Origin of the sequence: Gracilibacillus sp. YIM 98692 (assembly GCF_010993965.1) — a bacterium.
In the GTDB taxonomy this organism is placed as follows: Bacteria; Bacillota; Bacilli; order Bacillales; family Amphibacillaceae; genus Gracilibacillus.
The window spans coordinates 491,985-511,282 of record NZ_WIXM01000001.1 but is presented as its reverse complement, the minus strand read 5'-3'; the positions used below and the strand labels follow the sequence as shown (position 1 = coordinate 511,282).

The following is a 19,298-nucleotide window of genomic DNA, read 5'->3' as shown; positions in this document are numbered from 1 at the left end:
ACAAGGCAAAAAACTGTTGATAGAGCGTGTCTAACAGAAGTTTTGATTGGAGACTAGGTAAAAAACTGTTGATAGAGCGTGTCTAACAGAAGTTTTGATTGGAGGCAAGGCAAAAAACTGTTGATAGAGCGTGTCTAACAGAAGTTTTGATTGGAGACTAGGTAAAAAACTGCCGATAAAGCGCATCTAATAAAAGTTTTGTTTTGGTACTAGAAATAAAACTGCTGATAGAGCGATTACCACGACGGTTTTTATTCATAAAAACACACCATATTGGGCAACATTTAGGAAGAAGTGATAATGGGTATATAAACGGAATGAGGTTGAAACCGGTTAAGGAGTATGGACATGCGAAAGGTCTTTAGTGTTGTCATTGTATATGGAACGATGTTGTTCATAGCATTTTTGTTTCGAGATTCGTTATTAGTTTGGTTAAACGAAAGTGATTCATCACAGCTTCCATTCATGTTTTTTTTTGCTGTTTTATTCGGTATTATACCTGTTGTTCCATTTACAGTTTTCGGTGGGATGATGGGTGTGAAATACGGGGTTTGGGTTGGTGCAATCATTAATTGGACAGGAACAATAGGAGCTTCAGCTATCATATTCTTATTTGCTCGTTTTGTTTTTATTAAAGAATTTCAGCAGTTTGTATCAAGGTTTAACAAGTTGAAAAAGTTTGATGATCTTATTAGTGATAATGCTTTTTTAGCTGTCTTATTCAGTCGAATGATTCCTATTATTCCTCCACCTGTAGTTAACATCTATTCTGGTTTAAGTTCTATGTTATTTAAAACGTATATTCTAGCAACAGCCATTGGCCAAATTCCGGCCATGATTATGTATGCCTACATAGGAAATCAGTTGTTTGAATCGATTCAATCGTTAATTTTAGGTCTTTCCATATATTTGGGATTCATAATCATCGTGATTCCTTTTTATCGCTGGTGGAGAACGAGTTAAACTCTGCCATGGAAAGTAGATTTTAAGTTTCGCTCATCAGTGGGGGATGAAGGAACCTTCACTGATGGAAAGCTCACTTTAGTGTGATCAGGTTCTAGCATGTATTTTTAGGAAGGAGATGAAACGGGCTTTGTTAAAACTAACCATATCTATTCTCATTATTCTGTTCCTATTGACTCTTATTTATATCTATGTGATACAACCAATTGGGAAAACAAATAAAATAAATCATGTTCCTAGTCCTACTTCTAAACCGGTTGTGATGATTGTTATTGATTCGATTATGGACGAACCGTTACAAGAAGCGATAAAAGAAGGAAAAGCACCTGCATTAGAATTTTTGATAAAAAAGGGAGACTACTACCCAAATATGGTGAGTAGTTTTCCGACCATGTCGGTTACCATTGACAGCACATTATTAACAGGAACGTATTCAAACGAACATAAGGTTCCTGCACTTGTCTGGTATGATGAACAAAATAAACAGTTTATTAGTTATGGAAGCGCCCGAAAAGAAATAATGAAACTAGGACCAAAGCAAGTTTTTGAGAATAGTTTGTTTCATTTAAATGAAAATCACTTAAGTCAAGATGTCCAAACGATTCATGAGGAACTGAATGGAAAATCTGCCTCCATCAATACGCTTGTATACCGGGCGAATCAATCTCAACAACTAAATGTACCACGAATTTTAAATCTGTTAGGTTTTCTAGAAAAAGGTGATTCGATAAAGGGACCTCACTATTTTTCGTATGGATTATTGTCCAAGATGAATCCTCACAATAAGAATACCCAATTTTGGCAGGCTTTTGGCTTTAATGATAAATTTTCGACTCAAGAGTTAAAATTTTTAATGGAGAAAAAAAGTGTTCCGACTTTTTCTCTTGTTTATTTTTCTGATAATGACAAAGTTGTCCATAAAAATGGAACAAAGGAAACCAAAGGAATAGAAGACGCAGATAAACAATTACAAGAACTCTTTAATACTCATCCTTCATGGGAAGAAGCGATTCAGGATAACGTTTGGATCGTCATGGGAGATAGTGGTCAAAGTGACATTGGAGAAGATAAAGAGGAGGCATTCATTGATTTAAGAGATTTACTGAAAGAATTCAGGATACATCAAATTAGCGGCCCGATCCAAGAACACGATCAAATTGTGCTTGGATTAAATGAACGAATGTCTTTTATTTACTTGCTAGATCAAAAAATAAAACAAGAGAGTATTGCTGCACTTTTACAAAAGGATAAACGAATAAATTTCATTGCGTGGAAGAATGGGGAAATGGTTCAGGTCATTTCAGGAGATAAGAAAAATGAGCTTTCCTTTAAACCTGGAGGAGACTTCACCGATTCCTATGGGCAAAATTGGACGATAGAAGGGAATATGAACATTTTAGATCTCTCCATATCGGAGGACAATAAGGTTTCTTACGGAGACTTTCCTGATGGACTTGCACGATTGTATAGTTCTTTTTATTCGCATACAGGTAATTATCTTGTAGTCGATGCTAAGCCTGGATTTGAATTTATTGGAGAAGGGTCACCAACTCACTTGAATGGAGCTAGCCATGGTTCTTTATATAAGGATGATTCCTATTTTCCTATGGTCGTTACGGGAACCGATTTAAAACCAAATCATGAGCGAATGGTTGATTTGAAAGGTTGGATATTAAGGATATTAAAGGAAGATGCGCAACAGTAAAGAATGAACAATGGGGGACCCAACGATGTATATCAAGATCATGACATATAACATTCATCATGGGGAAGGCATAGATAAAAAATTAGACCTTAACCGAATTTCTGATGTGATAACGAAAAGTAATGCAGATATTATCGGCCTGAATGAAGTGGATAAGCACTTTTCAAAACGAAGTGATTATGTGGATCAAATGGATTTTCTGGCGAATAAATTAAATTACTACTATGCTTTTGGTCCCTCCTTGTCATTAAAATCCAAAAAGGAGCGTTTTATTCCAGAGTATGGGAATGGCATTCTATCGCGCTTCCCACTACAAACATCTCATAATCATTTGTTTGACAAAGGACCTTGTTTTATTGAAGGAAGGGCTATACTTGAAGCAACCATTGAACTAAATCAAAAATTAGTGAACGTTTATGTGACCCATTTAAGCCTGAGTCCTAATCTTCATAAAAAGCAAAGTGATTTTATCATAAGAAAAGCGAAGAAACCTGCGATTATCTTAGGAGATTGGAATATGAAAGGACTCTCCAAGAGATGGAAAAAGATTGTCGAGGAGTATGAAGATGTATGGGAAACAGCCGGAAATACATCTGGCTTTACTTATCCTTCGAAGAAACCAAGAAAAAGGTTAGATTATATTTTTGTTAGTGAAGATATAAAAATAATCGATGTGCAGGTCATCGACTCTTTCCCCTTAGCTTCAGATCATTTGCCTTTAATGGCCACTCTAGCCATTTGAATATCTATAGCAGAATCGCTTTATAAAAAAGAACAGCATGTATGCTGTTCTTCAGATATATCTCCACTACGGTTTCAACACCACTTTCATACAGTTATCGTCCTTTTTGTTAAAAATATCATATCCGTGTGCGGCGTCTTCTAATGGGAGCTGGTGTGTGATGATTTTGGTTGGGTCAATGTCGCCATTCACAATTTGTTTGTAAATCGGCTCCATAAAAGTTCTGGCATGTGCTTGTCCCATTTTAATCTGCACATTTCGGGAGAAAAAAGCACCTAATGGAAAGAGGTTGTAGTTCCCGCCGTAGACACCTGTAATTTGATAAGTGCCGCATTTTTTCACTGCTTTGGTGGCAATTTGAATTGGGCCAAGTGTACCACCTTGGAGCTTTAATTTTTGTTCGACAAACTCCAGCGGGGATTTCTTCCCATCCATCCCTACACAATCAATCACAACATCGGCTCCGCCTTTGGTGATTTCCTTTAGTGTTTCACCCATATCGTCATATTCGGTAAAATCGAAAACTTCTGTTTGGTTCACTCTTCTGGCATGCTGTAATCGGTAAGAAATGTAATCGACCGCAATGACGCGCTCTGCTCCTTTTTGCCAGGCGAATTGCTGTGCCATCAGCCCGACTGGGCCGCAGCCGAGGACAATCACGGTATCGCCAGCTTTTACGCCAGCGTTTTCCACACTCCATAAAGCAGTTGGCAGGACGTCTGATAAGAATAGAAGGGACGGATCATCTAATTCGCAATCTTGTGGAATTAAAAAAGGGGTGTAATTCCCAAACGGCACTCTTAAGTATTCCGCTTGCCCTCCTGGATAATTGCCAAATTTTTCGGAGTAACCTAAATACCCACCGGAATCATAGTGTGGATTTGCGTTATCGCACTGGCTTTCATGATGGGATTCACAATAAGGGCACTTTCCGCAGGCGACGGTAAACGGGATCACGACACGATCCCCTTTCTTTACTTTTGTCACTTTCGGTCCGACTTCTTCTACAATCCCCATCGGTTCATGCCCGATTTGATAGCCAATTGGCAACGGGAAATTTCCTTGATATAAATGCAGGTCAGACCCGCAAATCGCGGTGGATGTAATTTTGACAATCACATCTTCTTCATCTTCTATTTTCGGAAAAGAAACCTCCTTAACCGCCACTTGATATTTTCCTTGATATGTAACAGCCTTCACTTTTTCCACCTCAAACCTTTGCTTTTTCCGTTTTAGGATTCCAATCATTGATGAAGTTATGCGTAAGAAAAAGGAAGGGTTTGGGAAAAAGGGGGGTTAGTGTATACATCTTAATGCATTTAAGATCGTGCCATGGCTGAAATGGACTATAGGCAATGGGTGGAAGATGAAGGGGAGTCTCAAGAAATGTACCTTTTGGCGGTGGAAGGAGTTAAAAGAATAAGGAGATTTGCGGTTATCCGGCCTTTCTATATAGAATAAAAGAGAGAGGAATCGATTAGGAGGGATTTCAATGACAATATTTGCGAAGGATGCTTTAGAGGATCGACATATATTGGTGACTGGGGCAACGGGTGGTATTGGTTATGAGACAGCAAAGGTCATCGCCACGATGGGGGCGAAGGTGACGATTACGGGTAGAAATCAAGAAAAGTTGAGTCAATTGGAAGCAGAGTTGCTTGATCTGACGGATGAAAAGAGATTGTATAGTGTGGCAGCTGACATTACGGATGAAGCGGATCGGACTAAGTTAATCGAGGGTGCGAAAAAAAAGCTGGGCTTCATTTCCGGATTAGTTAACTCTGCTGGTGTTGCTGGTGGTGAAAAAGTGGAGGAGCTGGATGAAGATTATATCGAAAATATGATGCAACTCAATTATTTTTCTACTTTTAGTTTAACCAAAGCGATTTATCGTGATATGATCAAGCATCAAAAAGGTGATATCGTCAATGTTGCTTCCTTATCGGGGTTGAGAGGGACTTATGGCAATAGTGCTTATGCTTCGAGCAAGTTTGCCTTAGTCGGATGGACACAATCGATGGCAGTGGAGGCGATCGAGCATAATGTGAGGGTCAATGCCGTTTGTCCGGGATTTGTGGAGACGGATATGGCGAAAGGATTGATTCGGAAAAAAGCGGAGCGCAGCCAAGTTTCTTATGATGAAGCGTTAGATAAAGTGAAAAAAGGGCTTCCTTCCGGTCGTTTAACTTCAGCTGAAGAGGTCGCGAACACCATAGCGTTTCTGCTAACCGATGCTGCAAAAAATATTGTAGGCGAATCAGTGAAAATCTCAGGAGGCAGTGTAATGAGGTAGAGCAGGAGCGATTAAGCATCATTCTAGTACTTGGAATGATGCTTTTCTTTTTTAAATAGTATAAAAATAGTGAACAAAAATATAAACTGCGGTTTAGAGAAGAGATTTTTCCCCATTCTCCCGAAGCTGAGTGCTAAGAATCGCTCCGGCAAGATACTTGTCGCACTTGTGCCCTTGGGTGAAAGGGAGCGTTTTTCCGCAGCGTAGGACTAGCACTCACCTAAGAAAGAATGGTAGAAAGCCACGCTAGGATCGGGCGGGTTTTGCCTGATTCTTAAGGCGACTTTTTATTAGTTGAGTATTGCATTCATCATAAAAAGTATTTACAAAAAAGGCAATTCCTTATACACTGTTGTTAACTTGTGTGAAAAGGTGGTTAACGATAAAATGGATATAAGAAAACTTGTTTATGTGTCTTTATTTGCAACGGTTATGGGGGTATTAGGGCTAATGCCGCCTATTCCATTAGGGTTTACACCTGTTCCGGTAACTCCTCAAACGCTTGGCGTCATGCTTGCTGGCAGTGTGCTGGGGGTGCGTTTTGGACCAAAATATGCTGCATATAGTCAGGTCTTATTTTTGTTATTAATAGCAGCAGGTGTGCCATTATTGTCCGGCGGCAGAGGTGGACTTGGAATATTTTTAACCCCATCAGGAGGATATTTGATTGGTTGGATTGCAGGTGCCTATCTGATTGGGTACATATGTAGTAAAATGAAAGGTGTTTCCTTTTTGAAACTAATCTTTGCAAACATTATTGGTGGTATGTTAGTAGTTTATTTATTCGGAATACCGTATCAGGCAATGATGATGGAGATTTCGATCGGACATGCTGCGATATTAAATCTTGTATATCTTCCAGGTGATTTCACCAAAGTATTTGTTGCAGCGTTTTTTGCTGTCAAATTGCAAAACAGTGTCCCGCTTTTGAAGGAGGCTAGGGCATAAAGTGAAAGTGACGAGTACCTATCAAAAATATAAACAAATTCATCCCAACAAGCCTGCGATTGTAACAGATCAAAAAATGATCACCTATAGCGATTGGTATGATAGCGTACAGCGGACAGCATCCGCTTTTGGGAGGGAAAATGCTGCCACTAGAAGAGTGGCTATTTTTCTTCCCAATGATGAGTTGTTCTTACTGGTGTTTGCTGGTGCCTGTGAAGCTGGATGGGCCAGTATTGTTGGGGATATGAGGTGGAAAAAGGCTGAAATCGAAGAAAGAATGAAGCAAACGTCACCTGATCTGATTATAGCGGATAAACGGATGAAAAAAGTGCTTCCAGACATACCGTGTAAAGTACTTTTTTCGGATGAAATAGATGAATGGATTAGTGATGAAAAGTTTCATCCAAAGGATATGGAGGAGGATGTCCCGTTCTATATTGGTTTTACGTCTGGATCGACGGGAACTCCAAAAGCATTTGTACGATCTCATGCTTCTTGGGTGGAAACATTTAGATGTAATCAGCAAGATCTTGGCATGACAGAAGATGATCATGTGTTGATACCGGGGTCATTTGTTAATTCTACTTTTCTCTATGGAGCAATCAGCACGCTTTTTGAAGGGGCAACAGTTTATTTGCTGAGAAAATTTTCTGCGGGAAATGTCATGAGATGTATAGACAAATATCCCATCTCTGTAGTCTATGTTGTCCCTACGATGATACAGGCATTATTAAAGGAAAATTACTTGAGTGAAAAAAAGGTGGCTTTTATTTCAACAGGTGCTAAACTGCTGCCAAGTGTAAAGAAACTATTTCGTCGGAGCTTTTCTAACGCTGTGATTCATGAGTTTTACGGTGCATCCGAACTTAGTTTTGTGTCGGTCATAAAAAATGATGACGAAGAGAAATATGATGTATCGGTGGGCAGACCTTTTCATAATGTCGTAGTTTCGATTCGAAAGGAAGATGGGGAAGAAGCAGAAGTTGGACAAGAAGGCCTTTTATATGTAAAAAGTAATATGTTATTTGACGGTTATCTCCATAATCCGTTGGAAACAAAGGAAGTTTTAACGGGAGATTGGGCGACGGTGAATGATATCGCTAAAGTCGATGAACATGGTTATATTTATATTTTAGGCCGGAAAAATGACATGATCTTATATGGAGCGCACAATATTTATCCACAGGAGATAGAAAAAGTGCTCCAAAACTATGATGGTGTGGAAGAAGCAGCGGTGGTTGGCATTCCAGATCCCTATTGGGGAGAAAAAGTGGCGGCTTTTGTAAAGGGAGAAGTATCTATTCGTTCCTTGAAAGCCTATTGTTTGGATAACCTAGCTGCTTACAAGATTCCTAGAATTTGGCGAAAAATAGATGCTTTTCCTCAGACATCTGGTGGGAAGATTTCCCGCCAAGCATTGAAAAAAGGCTTAGAAATAGGGAGTTCTATATGAATAAAGCAGTGATCATGAATGCAAAGCGAACCATAATTGGAAAGAAAAATGGTGTGTTGAAGAACTATTCACCTGAACAATTAGCGTCCTATGTTATTCAAGAACTAACTGAAAATCTGCATGAACCAGTGGATGATATCCTATTAGGAAATGCAGTTGGCCCTGGCGGTAATCTTGCTCGCCTTTCTGCCTTAGAAAGCCGCCAGCCATTATCTGCACCTGGAATGACCGTGGATCGGCAATGCGGGTCAGGGTTAGAAGCGATACGTTTAGCCTGTCACCTGATTCAAGGGGGAGCAGGAGACACTTATGTTGCGGGTGGTGTCGAAAGCACAAGCACTTCCCCATACAAAAATCGAGCTCGTTTTTCTCCAAAGCATATCGGAGACCCTGACATGGGCATAGCAGCCGAAAATGTTGCCGAAAAATATAGAATTTCCCGGGAAATACAAGATGAATTTGCACGGTTAAGCTATCAAAGGTCTCTGGATTCCTTAAGGAAAGGGTACTTTTCTGATGAGTTGGTCAGCATTACCGGTATTCCTGCTAGAGACGAAGGATTAAAGCCGGGTTTGAATTATGAACGGATGCTGAAGCGATTGTCTTCTTGTTTTAAGAAAAATGGAACAGTGACAGCGGGGAATTCGTCTGGGGTTAACGATGGTGCAGCTGCTGTTTTAGTGATGTCAGAGGACAAAGCAAAAGAATTACATCTCCAGCCTATTCTGCGGTTTGTAGATAGTACCGTCATCGGGGTAGATCCTCATTTTCCGGCCACAGGTCCAATTCCAGCTGTTTCTAAGCTTTTGGCCAAAAATAATCTGACGATAGAAGACATTGATCTGATTGAAATAAATGAAGCCTTTGCCGTGAAAGTTGCATTATTTGCTCGAGAGTTTTCTATTCCTTATGACAAGATAAATCGAGAAGGCGGCGCGATTGCAATGGGTCATCCTTACGGCGCATCTGGAGCGAATCTGGTGACTAGATTGTTTCATCAGGCAAAAAGGTATCAGCCCAACTACTGCCTTGCCACGATTGGAATTGGCGGTGGACTTGGGATTGCGGTATTGTGGGAGATGGTAGGATGAAATCGGAAAAAGTGAACATTACTATCACAGAAGAAATGGTCGATAGGTATGAAGGGATTTTTGGACAACAAAACCACCTGCCTCCGACTTTCCCAATGATATTTTACCAGTTTATCGATATACCTTGGGAGTATGAAGCAGTCCCGATTCATCGCAAGCAAAGTTGTGTTTGTCAGAGGAAATTGCTAATAGGAGAGAGCTATGTATGTGAAGTCACGCTTGATCGAAAAGTCAAAAGAGGAAAGAACACGTTTTATAAACAATCTCTTGTCGGCTTTGATTCCAAAGGGAGGGAGTGTTTTCGATGTGTGTCCGAACTCGCTGTACGGTTAAGATAACAGAAGAAAAAGTAAAGCAATATTCGTTATTATCAGGGGATCAAAATCCGATTCATCAAAATAAGAAGGAAGCAAAGAAATACCGGTTTAAGCGGCCCATTGCACATGGAATGCTCATTATGGGAATGGGAGCAGAAATCTGTTCTGTTCTACGTAACAAGGATTTTTTTGTATCAGATTATGAAATGAATTTCCAGAAACCAGTATATGTCGATGACGTCATTGAACTGGTGGTGAAGGATCCAAGCCCTTCACCATGGGTGGAAATCAGAGGGACAGTCGAAGGGAAGCAAGTGGTGAAAGGGAATTTAAGGTTTAAGAAGATATAGTGCTTAGGGAGGAGCTTGACGAATGTTCGACAAGATCCCCTAAAATTCACAAGAGAATGACAGACATCTAATTACCTCCTGAAGTTCCCGATGACTTCGACTGTCTCACTAATACTAACAAACGCTTTTGGGTCCACACTTTTAATAAGAGATTTCACGATTGCTAGTTCATAGCGGGAAATCACTGTATATAGCACTTTGCGTTCCGTATTCGAATAGCCGCCTTGCCCATCCATTACTGTAATTCCTCTAATTAAATTTTTAATTAGTTCACTCTTCAGCTCTTCTCCTCGATTGGTGATCACCATTAGATTTAGTTTGATATGACGAGTATGAACACGGTCAATCACAATACCTGTAATATAGATTGACGCCATCGTATATAACGCTTGATCCCAAGAAAAAACAAATCCAGATATAAATACTACGACACTATTTAAACTGAAAATCAATCCGCCTAAAGGGATATCCTTTTTTAAAGTAAGCACAAGTCCGATAACATCAAACCCACCCGTTGATCCATAAAATCTGATAATAAATCCGACAGCTATCCCTGCAATGACTCCACCAAATACGGCCGATAACAACGCATCGTCGGTTAATTGAAAAATGGGTGTGTATTGCATCGTCATAGAGGTAATGAAGACAGAAAAGATACTGTTCCAAATAAATTCCTTGCCTAGCTTCATCCAGCCGATAATCAATATCGGAATGTTTAAGACAACAAGCCAAATACCAGGGTTTATGGGAGATAGCAGTCCAAACACCATAGCTAGACCTGTTACTCCACCTGTTAATACTTCATGTGGAAGCAGGAACATATTAAAAGCAAGTCCTAGAATAATAGAAAAGACAAAAAGCACAGCATATTTATATACATAATTCATTTAGATGACACTCCCGTTCATACGTAATAAAAACACCTAATGAATTTTAGTGGTCACGAATATAAAAGTCAATACTTTTTTTAGTAATAAAGTGGCTGGGACATAATTAATTTAATCATAGGAAATCCGAACGATTCCTCGAATCAGTTCGGATTTTTGTTTATTGAAAAGGAGTTTTATGCATCGCTCCGTCAAAATACTTCGCTTTCCGCGGGCACGCACTACATCCTCGGAAAGCAAAAGTCGCTTTCCTGCGGGATCTTCAGCTCGTGCTGTTCCACTATGACTTATAAAAACGAATGGTACATAGTATAAGAAATCTAAGGCTTTCGCCATTTTGGGCGATAAGCCAAGATTTCTATACCTCGGAGTCTACGTATTTTGACTACGCTTAATATTTGCGTTTATATTTTTATCGGTTCAATGTTCGTCTTTTGAGCAGATTATTTTATTTTGTCCCAGTCACTTTTAGTTCATAGTGAGGTGGTAGTAAAAGGAAAATTTTGTCTGACAAATTCCATAACTACTTTTATTTTTGTATTTTTGTATGAACAATTAAAAAGTTGTCATACAAATGAACTCATTTGTATAACATGTATTAACGCTGATATTTGAGAGGGATAATCAATGGCTAACATACAAGATAGAAAAAGTATGAAGAAAAACAAAATTGTTGACATTATTGTAGATTGTTTATCAACAGGGAACAAGCTTCCATCAGAAAAGGCGTTAAAGGAACAACTAGATGTAAGCAGGTCTGGTTTAAGAGAATTATTAGTAGAATTTGAGGCAAGTGGGATTATTGTGACAACACAAGGTAAAGGAAGGGAGGTTAGATTACCAGATGTAAGTCAATCGATAACTGGCGGATGGAATATATTATTGAGAGCCAGACCAAAAACTTTATTAGAATTGTTAGACGTTCGCTATATCTTGGAAAAAGGGTTTCTCCCATTTGTGATTCATTCACTAGAGCTAGAGGATTTGCAAATGATGCGGGATCTGATAAACAGAATGGAAGCAAAAGCATCACGAAACGAAATATTTAAAGAAGAGGATCAACTTTTTCATAGAATTTTATATTCGAGAACAGAGAATATGTTATTAGATCAATTACTCAATTCTTTCTGGGATATATTTGATCAAATGAGTGATATCCAACGTTCTGAAAATTTAGTAGAAGCAGCATCTATTCATAAACAACTGTATGAAGCAATTGTGATTCAAGATACAAAAGAAGCAGGAAAGCTATTAGAAATGCAATTTGAAGATATTAGAGAAAGAATTAAGGAATATATGGGCAACCAGATTTCTGATGAAGCTTAACCATAAAGAGGAGGAATCAGTGTAATGGCAAATGTTAAGGAGTTAAAGCAAATAGCTACACGTATTAAACGGGATATTATTCAAATATCCTCAGCCAATACAGGTCATCCAGGTGGAGCGATTGGGGCAGCAGAAATAATTGCGGAGTTATATTTTAGTCGCATGAGGCATGATCCGAAAAATCCAGATTGGGAAGATCGAGATCGTTTTGTTTTAAGCAATGGTCATACATGCCTCGCACTATATTCAGCTATGGCTAGAACAGGGTATTTTAGCTCCGAAGAGTTAGCTACCTTCCGAAAAATCAATTCACGACTTCAAGGACATCCTTCTAGACATGATTTACCAGGGTTAGAGACAGCCTCCGGGCCTTTAGGGCAGGGTTTATCTGTCGCAAATGGAATGGCACTAGCTCAAAAATTACGCAAGAGTAATGCCAATATCTATTGTTTAGTCGGGGATGGAGAACTGCAAGAAGGCCAGGTTTGGGAGGCCATGATGACTTCAGCCCATCACAAGTTGGATAATTTAGCACTGATTATTAATTGGAACAATATCCAAATAGATGGTCATGTTAAAGATGTGATGAATATTGAGCCAATCGACGCAAAATTCAAATCATTTGGTTGGAATGTGATATCAATAGATGGACACAATTTAGAGGAAATTAAATCAGCATTTGATCAGTTTGAGAATAATGTTGGTTCTCCAACTGTTGTGATTGCGAAAACCGTGCTAGGAAATGGCGTTTCCTATATGGAAAATGAAGCGATATGGCATGGGAAAGCTCCATCAGAAGATGAAGCACAAAAAGCATTGGATGAGATTGGCGAAAGTAATTTTGAAAACGATTTAATTTTTAATTAATGACAAGGAGGTTTTTTCATGGGAAAAGCAGGTCGTGAAGGGTTTGGGCAAGCATTATTAGAATTAGGAAGCGAGAATGAAAAGGTGGTTGCATTATGTGCAGACCTTGCGGAGTCAGTCAAAGTACATTATTTTGCAGAAAAATATCCGGAGAAATATTTTCAAATTGGGATTGCCGAACAAGATATGATTGGAACAGCAGCAGGTTTGGCACTATCCGACTTTGTACCATTTGCAACAACGTATGCCGTATTTGCTGCACAACGAGCAAATGAACAAATCAGGCTAGCGGTTTGTTACAATCAAGCGAATGTTAAAATTGCGACTAGTCATGCTGGGCTAACATGCGGAGAAGATGGGGCTACCCATCAAGCGTTAGAAGATATTGCTTCAATGAGAGCCATGCCAGAAATGACCGTGTTAGTTCCTGCTGATGCGGATGAAGCATATGAAGCAACGAAGGCAAGTGCCGAGTATGACGGACCTGTGTATCTTCGATTAGGAAGAGTCCCTGTCCCTGCTTTGACAAAGGGCGTAGGGAACTTTGAAATTGGCAAAGCAAGAAAAATGCGTGAAGGAAAAGATGCTACGATTATTGCTTGTGGCATTATGGTGGAGAGAGCACTTCTAGCAAGTGAAATATTAGCGGTTCAAGGGATTGAGGTTACTGTTATTAACATGCACACCATCAAACCGATTGATGAAGAGGCGATTATTCAAGAAGCAAGAAAAACGGGCTGTATCGTGACCGCTGAAGAGCACTCCATTATTGGTGGACTTGGAGGTGCTGTTGCAGAAGTTCTTGCAGAGAATCATCCGGTTCCGCAGCTTCGTGTTGGTACGAAAGATACATTTGGCGAATCAGGGCCTCCTGAAGAACTATTAGAAAAATACGGTTTAACAAGTGAAAAAATAGTGGAAGTAACCAAACAAGCGATGTCTAAGAAAAATAATGTGAACGTTTAGGCTTTTCGAAGTAATGGATATCATCAAAAAATGATTATAAGGAGAATGATATTTGTGAAAAAGCTATTATTATTATTTATTATGTTGTGGTGCGGTGCAGCTCTATTAGGTTGTACAGCTGCACAGAATTCGTCTGATCAGGATGAGGAAAATGAACAGCCAACAGAGAATGAAGCAGAAAATGAAGGTGAGAATGAAGAAGAGGCCTCTGATGATTCAGAAGGGGCCACCATCACCTATTGGTATTGGGCAGATAATTCCGAGTATTCGCAGTTAATGCAAGATATTATCGCAGAGTTTAATGAAACGAATGATAAAGGGATTACCGTTGTAGGGGAAGAATATCCTTGGGATGGTGGAGGATATAGTGAAACATTATTTACAGCCGCAGTAGGCGGTGGTGGACCAGATGTAGCTTCCTTTAAATTAACGTCAACTCCACTATTCACGGCAAATGATTTGCTGGTTAATCTAGATGACTTTATTAACAATTGGGAAGACAAGGATGAAATTGACGAAAATCTCTATAACGTAATGAAAAAGGCTAGTGGAACGGACAGCATTTATGTGATGCCTTGGAATACGCAGATCTTATATGTTTATTATCGCCCATCTATTTTCGAAGAGGCTGGTGTGGAAGTTCCAACTACCTATGAAGAATTCCTGACAGCGATTGAAAAAACGACTATGGATACAGATGGTGATGGCACAACTGACGTTTATGGGTTTGGTATGAGAGGAGCTACAGGTGGTCATGAGCCATGGGGAAGCTTTATTCATGGTCGAGGCGGCAGTTTTGATGAGTTAGATAGTGAAGCATCAATTAAAGGAATGCAAGATTTCATAGACATATACGAAAATGGTTATGTCCCGCCGACTGCTACAACAGATGGATTTAATGAAATCATTGCGAACTTTAAATCAGGCAAAACAGCAATGACGATTCATCATACTGGATCATCTGCAGAAATGGTAGAAACGTTTGGCGATGATGTTTCCGCATTTGCTTTCCCAGCTGGAGAAGGCCAATGGACATCAATGGGTGACACAGAAAACGTCATTTTTGAATCAACAGAGCATAAAGAAGCAGCATTTGAATGGGTATCTTATTTAGCAACTGGAAAAGGGCAAGAAGATTGGACGATTGCGACTGGTAATGTGCCAGTTAGTAAAACTGTTCAACAACTGGATCACTTTCAAAACAATAAATTTATGAAAGCGTCGATTGATGGCATGCCATATGCAGGGATTATCCCAATTAAAGACACGACGACAGAATGGATCAGTACTATATGGCCTAATACAACCTCAGCTGCTCTATTAGGTGATCAATCAGCAGAGGAAGCGATGCAAACATTACAAGAAGCGTTACATGAAGAATAAGTTGTAAACGATTCAATGGAACATGGAGTTGTTCCAAAAATAGCTCACTGTACACGCAACTGGAATATGCTCGCTTTCCGTGGGCTCCCCACGAGCCTCCTCGTGAGCAAAAACCGCTCACTGCGGGGTCTCTTAGGCTCGCTTTCCCACAGGAGTCTCGCATATTCCAGTTGCTGAATATTTCATTCATCCGCAAACTTAGCTATTGATACAACCCCATGAACTCTTTATAGAAAGCAGAGGTGAGTATCCTTGCAAAAAAAGCGATTTAATATATGGCCCTATTTATTAATATCCCCTGCCTTATTAATCGTTACTTTTGTCGTGTTTTTACCAGTACTTGAAGCGATTTTTATGAGTTTTCAAAATTATGATCTAAGAAGGCCAGATAAGATCGCTTATATAGGTTTTCAAAACTTTGCCGAAATGTTTGCAGACCCTATTTTCTGGTTAGCTTTTAAAAATACAGTAATTTGGGTCGTTTTCGGTGTTGGGCTGCAGTTCTTTTTTGGTTTTATCTTAGCCCTGTTGTTAAATCAAAAATTTATCGGACGTGGACTTGTTCGGTCTGTTAGTTTGATTCCTTGGGCTACACCAGGGGTTTTAATCGGTTTAATGTGGAAGTGGATTTATGATGGGAATTATGGTGTGTTAAATGATCTATTAATGAAGGTTGGATTGGTTGATCAACCTATCATGTTTTTATCGCAAACTTCTACTGCTTTTGGATCGGTGATTGTAACAATTATCTGGCAAGGTATTCCCTTCTTTGCCATTATGATTTTGGCAGGGTTACAAGGGATTTCTCAAGAAATGTATGAAGCAGCAGATATTGATGGTGCAACCAAATTGCAGAAACTTTTTAGAATCACGATCCCTTCTCTGAAAAATGTAATCTTTATTACAATCCTATTAAGAGTTATTTGGGTAGCGAACTCTGTTGATATTATCCACAACATAACAGGCGGTGGCCCTTCTTATTCTACGCAAACCTTAAGTGTATACATTTTTAATAAAGCTAATGTGTTAGATTTAGGCTATTCCTCTAGTATGGCGCTTTTCCTAATGTTTATGCTAGCAGTAGTCGCTGTTCCATACCTGAAAAACTCATTTAAGGAGGGGACAAAGTGAAAAAAGAAAGTCTATTACAAAAATTATTCATGCTATATCTTCCAATATCCACTATTTTAATTTTTCTACTGTTCCCTTTTTATTGGACGTTTATTACGTCGATCAAACCAGAAGAAGAATTATATGGCCCAACGGTCACCTATTGGCCAGAAAATATGACATTTGATTCGTATCGAAAACTATTTGGAGAGTTTAATTTCCTACAACCGATGTTTAATAGTTTTTTAGTTGCAACCATTACAACACTTGTCACATTAACAGTGTCTGTACTTGCAGCGTATGCTTTTACTAGATTCGATTTTAAAGGAAAGCAATTATTTATGGGATTATTTTTAACGAATAATATGTTTCCGCATGTCTTATTATTGATCCCGCTATTTGCGATCATGCGTAGTGTGAACTTATTATATACTCCTACTTCACTAGTAGTAGCCTATGCAACGTTTACTATTCCATTTTCGGTTTGGATGTTAACAGGTTATTTAAAAGACCTCCCATCATCTCTAGAAGAGGCAGCCTTGATAGACGGTGCAAATCGAGCGAAAGCATTTATTAAAGTGATTTTACCAGTACTGATGCCTTCGATTATTGCCACAGGGGTTTATATATTTATTCAGTCATGGAATGAATATACGTTTGCGGTGCTATTTACGAATGAAGATACAAGGACCATTCCCGTAACATTGAAAAATTTAATTGGTCAATTAGGGGTTCAGTGGGACCTGCTAACAGCTGGCGGTATTATTACGATTATCCCTGTTTGTATTATGTTCTTCTTTGCACAGAAGAAATTAATTGAAGGCATGACATCAGGTTCTGTGAAAGGATAGATTCTGTATAGGAGGTAGTGTGAATGAACATTGAACAATTTGCGTTTGATCAAGACGGCATGAAAAAGGTGTATGTGAATGACAATTGGATGGTAGGGTTAAAGAATTGGAAGCCAGAGAATGATATTAATGGATTCAACAACTTAGAACGACACAATGAAACAGATGAATTGTTTGTCTTGCTTTCAGGAGAATGCCATTTGGTTTATGCAGAAGAAGAGGATGGAAGGCTTGCATTCAGCAGTGTTCAGATGGAGCAGAATAAAGTATATAACATTCCGAAGACCTTGTGGCATAATACGATTACACAAAAAGATACCAAACTAGCGTTAATAGAGGCTCCTGATACTAGTATGGAAAATAGTGATGTGATGGAGTTAGATAGGGAGCAGGTGAAGGAGATTAAGGATTTGATTGGGTAAAGTACGCGGGACAAGTTTATATAGTGTTGGATGGTAGAAAATGATCTCGATATTGGATTGAGGTCATTTTTTTATCGAGATGAGGCAATATGGTCGGCAGTTCTGATTGAGAGTGCAACTGTAGTCAGTGTTGGGTTCACCGCACCAGCAGTAGGAATAATGCTATTATCAGCAACGTATAATCCTGAAATTCCATGAATTTTACAGTAAGGGTTTACAGCTGAAGTATAAGAGTCTACCCCCATTCTACATGTACCTAAATCATGAAAGGGTCGACCAGGTTGCCTTAAACATAGATCTAAAAACCCATCTTTTACTACTAGGTTGGAGCCCATAGCTGAGCTCGCATATAGTAAGGCTTTAGACATCTCGTGAATAATCTTATCATCTTGTTTACTATAAGAAAATTGTACCTGAATTTTAGGAACTCCATATTCATCGACACGGTTTGGATCCAATGTGACCTTGTTTTCAAAACGAGATTCTACTTTACCAAAAGCACTTAAACCAATATCTAATTTCTTCTCTAAGGGTGACTCTTTCGGCTGATCCCACTTACTACTTTCAATTTGGATTTGATAGTCTCTGTTAGGACCAGATGGGATCAAAATCCCGAGTGCCCCTAACAATGCTGGAAAAGTATTTCTATTTATGGTAGAAGACACAATAGATATCGAATGGTTTGATAAATAATGACCGATTGCAGGCCCAGGAATGTTAGAATGCAGCAATAGACGAGGTGTTTCTAGTGCTCCAGCTGAAACCACCACTTTTTTAGCTTTTATTTTATACAGTTTTTTTTCAAGGGACATCACTTCAACACCAGTTATGGAGTCACCTTCATAACAAAGGCGAGTGGCACGGGCATTTATGGCCAAATCAAAGGAGTGCATTTGTAACGCTTTACCGAGAAATTCGATAGAACTAAATATGACGTTAGATTGAATGATGCCATATTGAGTCGGTTCCAGATTCATTGCCATTGGCATAGGTACAGATAAAGGGAAGCCATTTGACCGAAGCCGGTCTAATAAAACGGTTGTAAAAGGAGAATCTTGAAAATAATCGGGTGTAATGTTCATCGCTTCATCTGCTATATTATAATATGTATCCATCTCATATAAAGGAATGGGCCATGTTTTTAGTTCAGAATAAGGCATACGTGGACAAACAGCTCCCCAAAATACAGTTGCTCCTCCTAAAATCTTAAGGATCATAGCCCCTTTATATTGAGGAAGCTGTTCACCTATTTTTTCTGAAATTTTCGGATTGCTTAAATATTTTCTTAACCTATCAATATTCATTGTTGGAATATTTGATACATGTGTAGGTAGCAAGGCATCTCCTGCTTCAAGCATTCCTATTTTCTTATCTGTATTTTTCCACTTTTGACAAAGTCTCCAAAGGAGTGATCCTCCACCTGCCCCGCTACCAATTATAAGAACATCATACTCTTTTTCCTCCATTTCAGAAAGAGGGACTGTCGGAATCCATTCCTCCATATAATCATCCGGAAAATCTGTCGGGCAAAAAGGAATTCCCATGCTCATCAATGAACTACATCCTTTCCTTCTATTCCAAATTTGAAAAAAGTTATAAAGAAGTTTCATACATGGAAAGATCA

19 protein-coding genes are annotated in these 19,298 nt (G+C 39.1%); 16 read left to right on the top strand and 3 right to left on the bottom strand.

The features are described from left to right. The first annotated feature begins 348 nt into the window (after positions 1-348). From GHD00_RS02140 to GHD00_RS02130, 3 genes are all read left to right on the top strand, one after another. Complete coding sequence (locus tag GHD00_RS02140; RefSeq protein ID WP_163536429.1) at positions 349-963, top strand: TVP38/TMEM64 family protein; 615 nt, start codon at positions 349-351, stop codon at positions 961-963. A 130-nt stretch (positions 964-1,093) separates the two neighbouring features. After that, complete coding sequence (locus GHD00_RS02135; protein ID WP_240468568.1) at positions 1,094-2,668, top strand: alkaline phosphatase family protein; 1,575 nt, start codon at positions 1,094-1,096, stop codon at positions 2,666-2,668. A gap of 25 nt (positions 2,669-2,693) precedes the next feature. Beyond that, complete coding sequence (locus GHD00_RS02130) at positions 2,694-3,410, top strand: endonuclease/exonuclease/phosphatase family protein (RefSeq protein ID WP_163536427.1); 717 nt, start codon at positions 2,694-2,696, stop codon at positions 3,408-3,410. Positions 3,411-3,476: 66 nt separating this feature from the next. Here the strand turns inward: GHD00_RS02130 and GHD00_RS02125 are convergent, their stop codons facing one another. Next, complete coding sequence (locus GHD00_RS02125; protein ID WP_163536473.1) at positions 3,477-4,610, bottom strand: zinc-dependent alcohol dehydrogenase; 1,134 nt, start codon at positions 4,608-4,610, stop codon at positions 3,477-3,479. 292 nt (positions 4,611-4,902) lie between these two features. Between GHD00_RS02125 and GHD00_RS02120 the strand changes: the two genes are divergently transcribed. The 6 genes from GHD00_RS02120 to GHD00_RS02095 all read left to right on the top strand — a co-directional run bounded on the left by GHD00_RS02120 (position 4,903) and on the right by GHD00_RS02095 (position 9,862). After that, the gene (locus GHD00_RS02120; protein ID WP_163536426.1) at positions 4,903-5,703 is read left to right on the top strand and encodes an SDR family NAD(P)-dependent oxidoreductase; all 801 of its coding nucleotides are present in this window, start codon (positions 4,903-4,905) and stop codon (positions 5,701-5,703) included. Between the two features lie 387 nt (positions 5,704-6,090). After that, entirely contained in the window at positions 6,091-6,651 is a 561-nt protein-coding gene (locus GHD00_RS02115) for a biotin transporter BioY (protein ID WP_163536425.1), read from the top strand. Position 6,652: 1 nt separating this feature from the next. After that, positions 6,653-8,104: an AMP-binding protein gene (locus GHD00_RS02110; protein WP_163536424.1), complete on the top strand. Its 1,452-nt coding sequence runs from the start codon at positions 6,653-6,655 to the stop codon at positions 8,102-8,104. Beyond that, positions 8,101-9,195, top strand: coding sequence for an acetyl-CoA C-acyltransferase (locus GHD00_RS02105; RefSeq protein ID WP_163536423.1), 1,095 nt, complete (start codon positions 8,101-8,103; stop codon positions 9,193-9,195). Before GHD00_RS02110 ends, GHD00_RS02105 begins: the two co-directional genes overlap by 4 nt. Then, positions 9,192-9,533 (top strand): hypothetical protein, encoded by a 342-nt coding sequence (locus GHD00_RS02100; protein WP_163536422.1) that lies wholly within the window; start codon positions 9,192-9,194, stop codon positions 9,531-9,533. Before GHD00_RS02105 ends, GHD00_RS02100 begins: the two co-directional genes overlap by 4 nt. Further along, positions 9,500-9,862, top strand: a complete 363-nt coding sequence (locus tag GHD00_RS02095) for a MaoC family dehydratase (RefSeq protein ID WP_163536421.1) — start codon at positions 9,500-9,502, stop codon at positions 9,860-9,862. The genes GHD00_RS02100 and GHD00_RS02095 overlap by 34 nt, the downstream gene beginning before the upstream one ends. Positions 9,863-9,933: 71 nt before the next feature. Here the strand turns inward: GHD00_RS02095 and GHD00_RS02090 are convergent, their stop codons facing one another. Beyond that, on the bottom strand, positions 9,934-10,749 hold the full coding sequence (locus tag GHD00_RS02090; RefSeq protein WP_163536420.1) for a YitT family protein: 816 nt from the start codon (positions 10,747-10,749) through the stop codon (positions 9,934-9,936). Between the two features lie 627 nt (positions 10,750-11,376). Between GHD00_RS02090 and GHD00_RS02085 the strand changes: the two genes are divergently transcribed. The 7 genes from GHD00_RS02085 to GHD00_RS02055 all read left to right on the top strand — a co-directional run bounded on the left by GHD00_RS02085 (position 11,377) and on the right by GHD00_RS02055 (position 17,674). Then, positions 11,377-12,075, top strand: coding sequence for a FadR/GntR family transcriptional regulator (locus GHD00_RS02085; RefSeq protein WP_163536419.1), 699 nt, complete (start codon positions 11,377-11,379; stop codon positions 12,073-12,075). A 24-nt stretch (positions 12,076-12,099) separates the two neighbouring features. Continuing rightward, positions 12,100-12,942: a transketolase gene (locus GHD00_RS02080; protein WP_163536418.1), complete on the top strand. Its 843-nt coding sequence runs from the start codon at positions 12,100-12,102 to the stop codon at positions 12,940-12,942. Between the two features lie 18 nt (positions 12,943-12,960). After that, positions 12,961-13,908 carry a transketolase family protein gene (locus tag GHD00_RS02075; protein WP_163536417.1) on the top strand — a complete coding sequence of 316 codons (948 nt, stop codon included), beginning with the start codon at positions 12,961-12,963 and terminating at the stop codon, positions 13,906-13,908. Positions 13,909-13,962: 54 nt separating this feature from the next. Then, complete coding sequence (locus tag GHD00_RS02070; protein WP_240468567.1) at positions 13,963-15,291, top strand: ABC transporter substrate-binding protein; 1,329 nt, start codon at positions 13,963-13,965, stop codon at positions 15,289-15,291. Positions 15,292-15,543: 252 nt separating this feature from the next. Next, positions 15,544-16,422 (top strand): carbohydrate ABC transporter permease, encoded by an 879-nt coding sequence (locus tag GHD00_RS02065; RefSeq protein WP_163536416.1) that lies wholly within the window; start codon positions 15,544-15,546, stop codon positions 16,420-16,422. After that, positions 16,419-17,252, top strand: coding sequence for a carbohydrate ABC transporter permease (locus GHD00_RS02060; RefSeq protein WP_163536415.1), 834 nt, complete (start codon positions 16,419-16,421; stop codon positions 17,250-17,252). The genes GHD00_RS02065 and GHD00_RS02060 overlap by 4 nt, the downstream gene beginning before the upstream one ends. A gap of 23 nt (positions 17,253-17,275) precedes the next feature. Continuing rightward, complete coding sequence (locus GHD00_RS02055) at positions 17,276-17,674, top strand: cupin domain-containing protein (RefSeq protein WP_163536414.1); 399 nt, start codon at positions 17,276-17,278, stop codon at positions 17,672-17,674. A gap of 71 nt (positions 17,675-17,745) precedes the next feature. Here GHD00_RS02055 and GHD00_RS02050 read toward each other — a convergent pair whose 3' ends face one another. Continuing rightward, complete coding sequence (locus GHD00_RS02050; protein WP_163536413.1) at positions 17,746-19,224, bottom strand: GMC oxidoreductase; 1,479 nt, start codon at positions 19,222-19,224, stop codon at positions 17,746-17,748. Positions 19,225-19,298 lie beyond the last annotated feature (74 nt).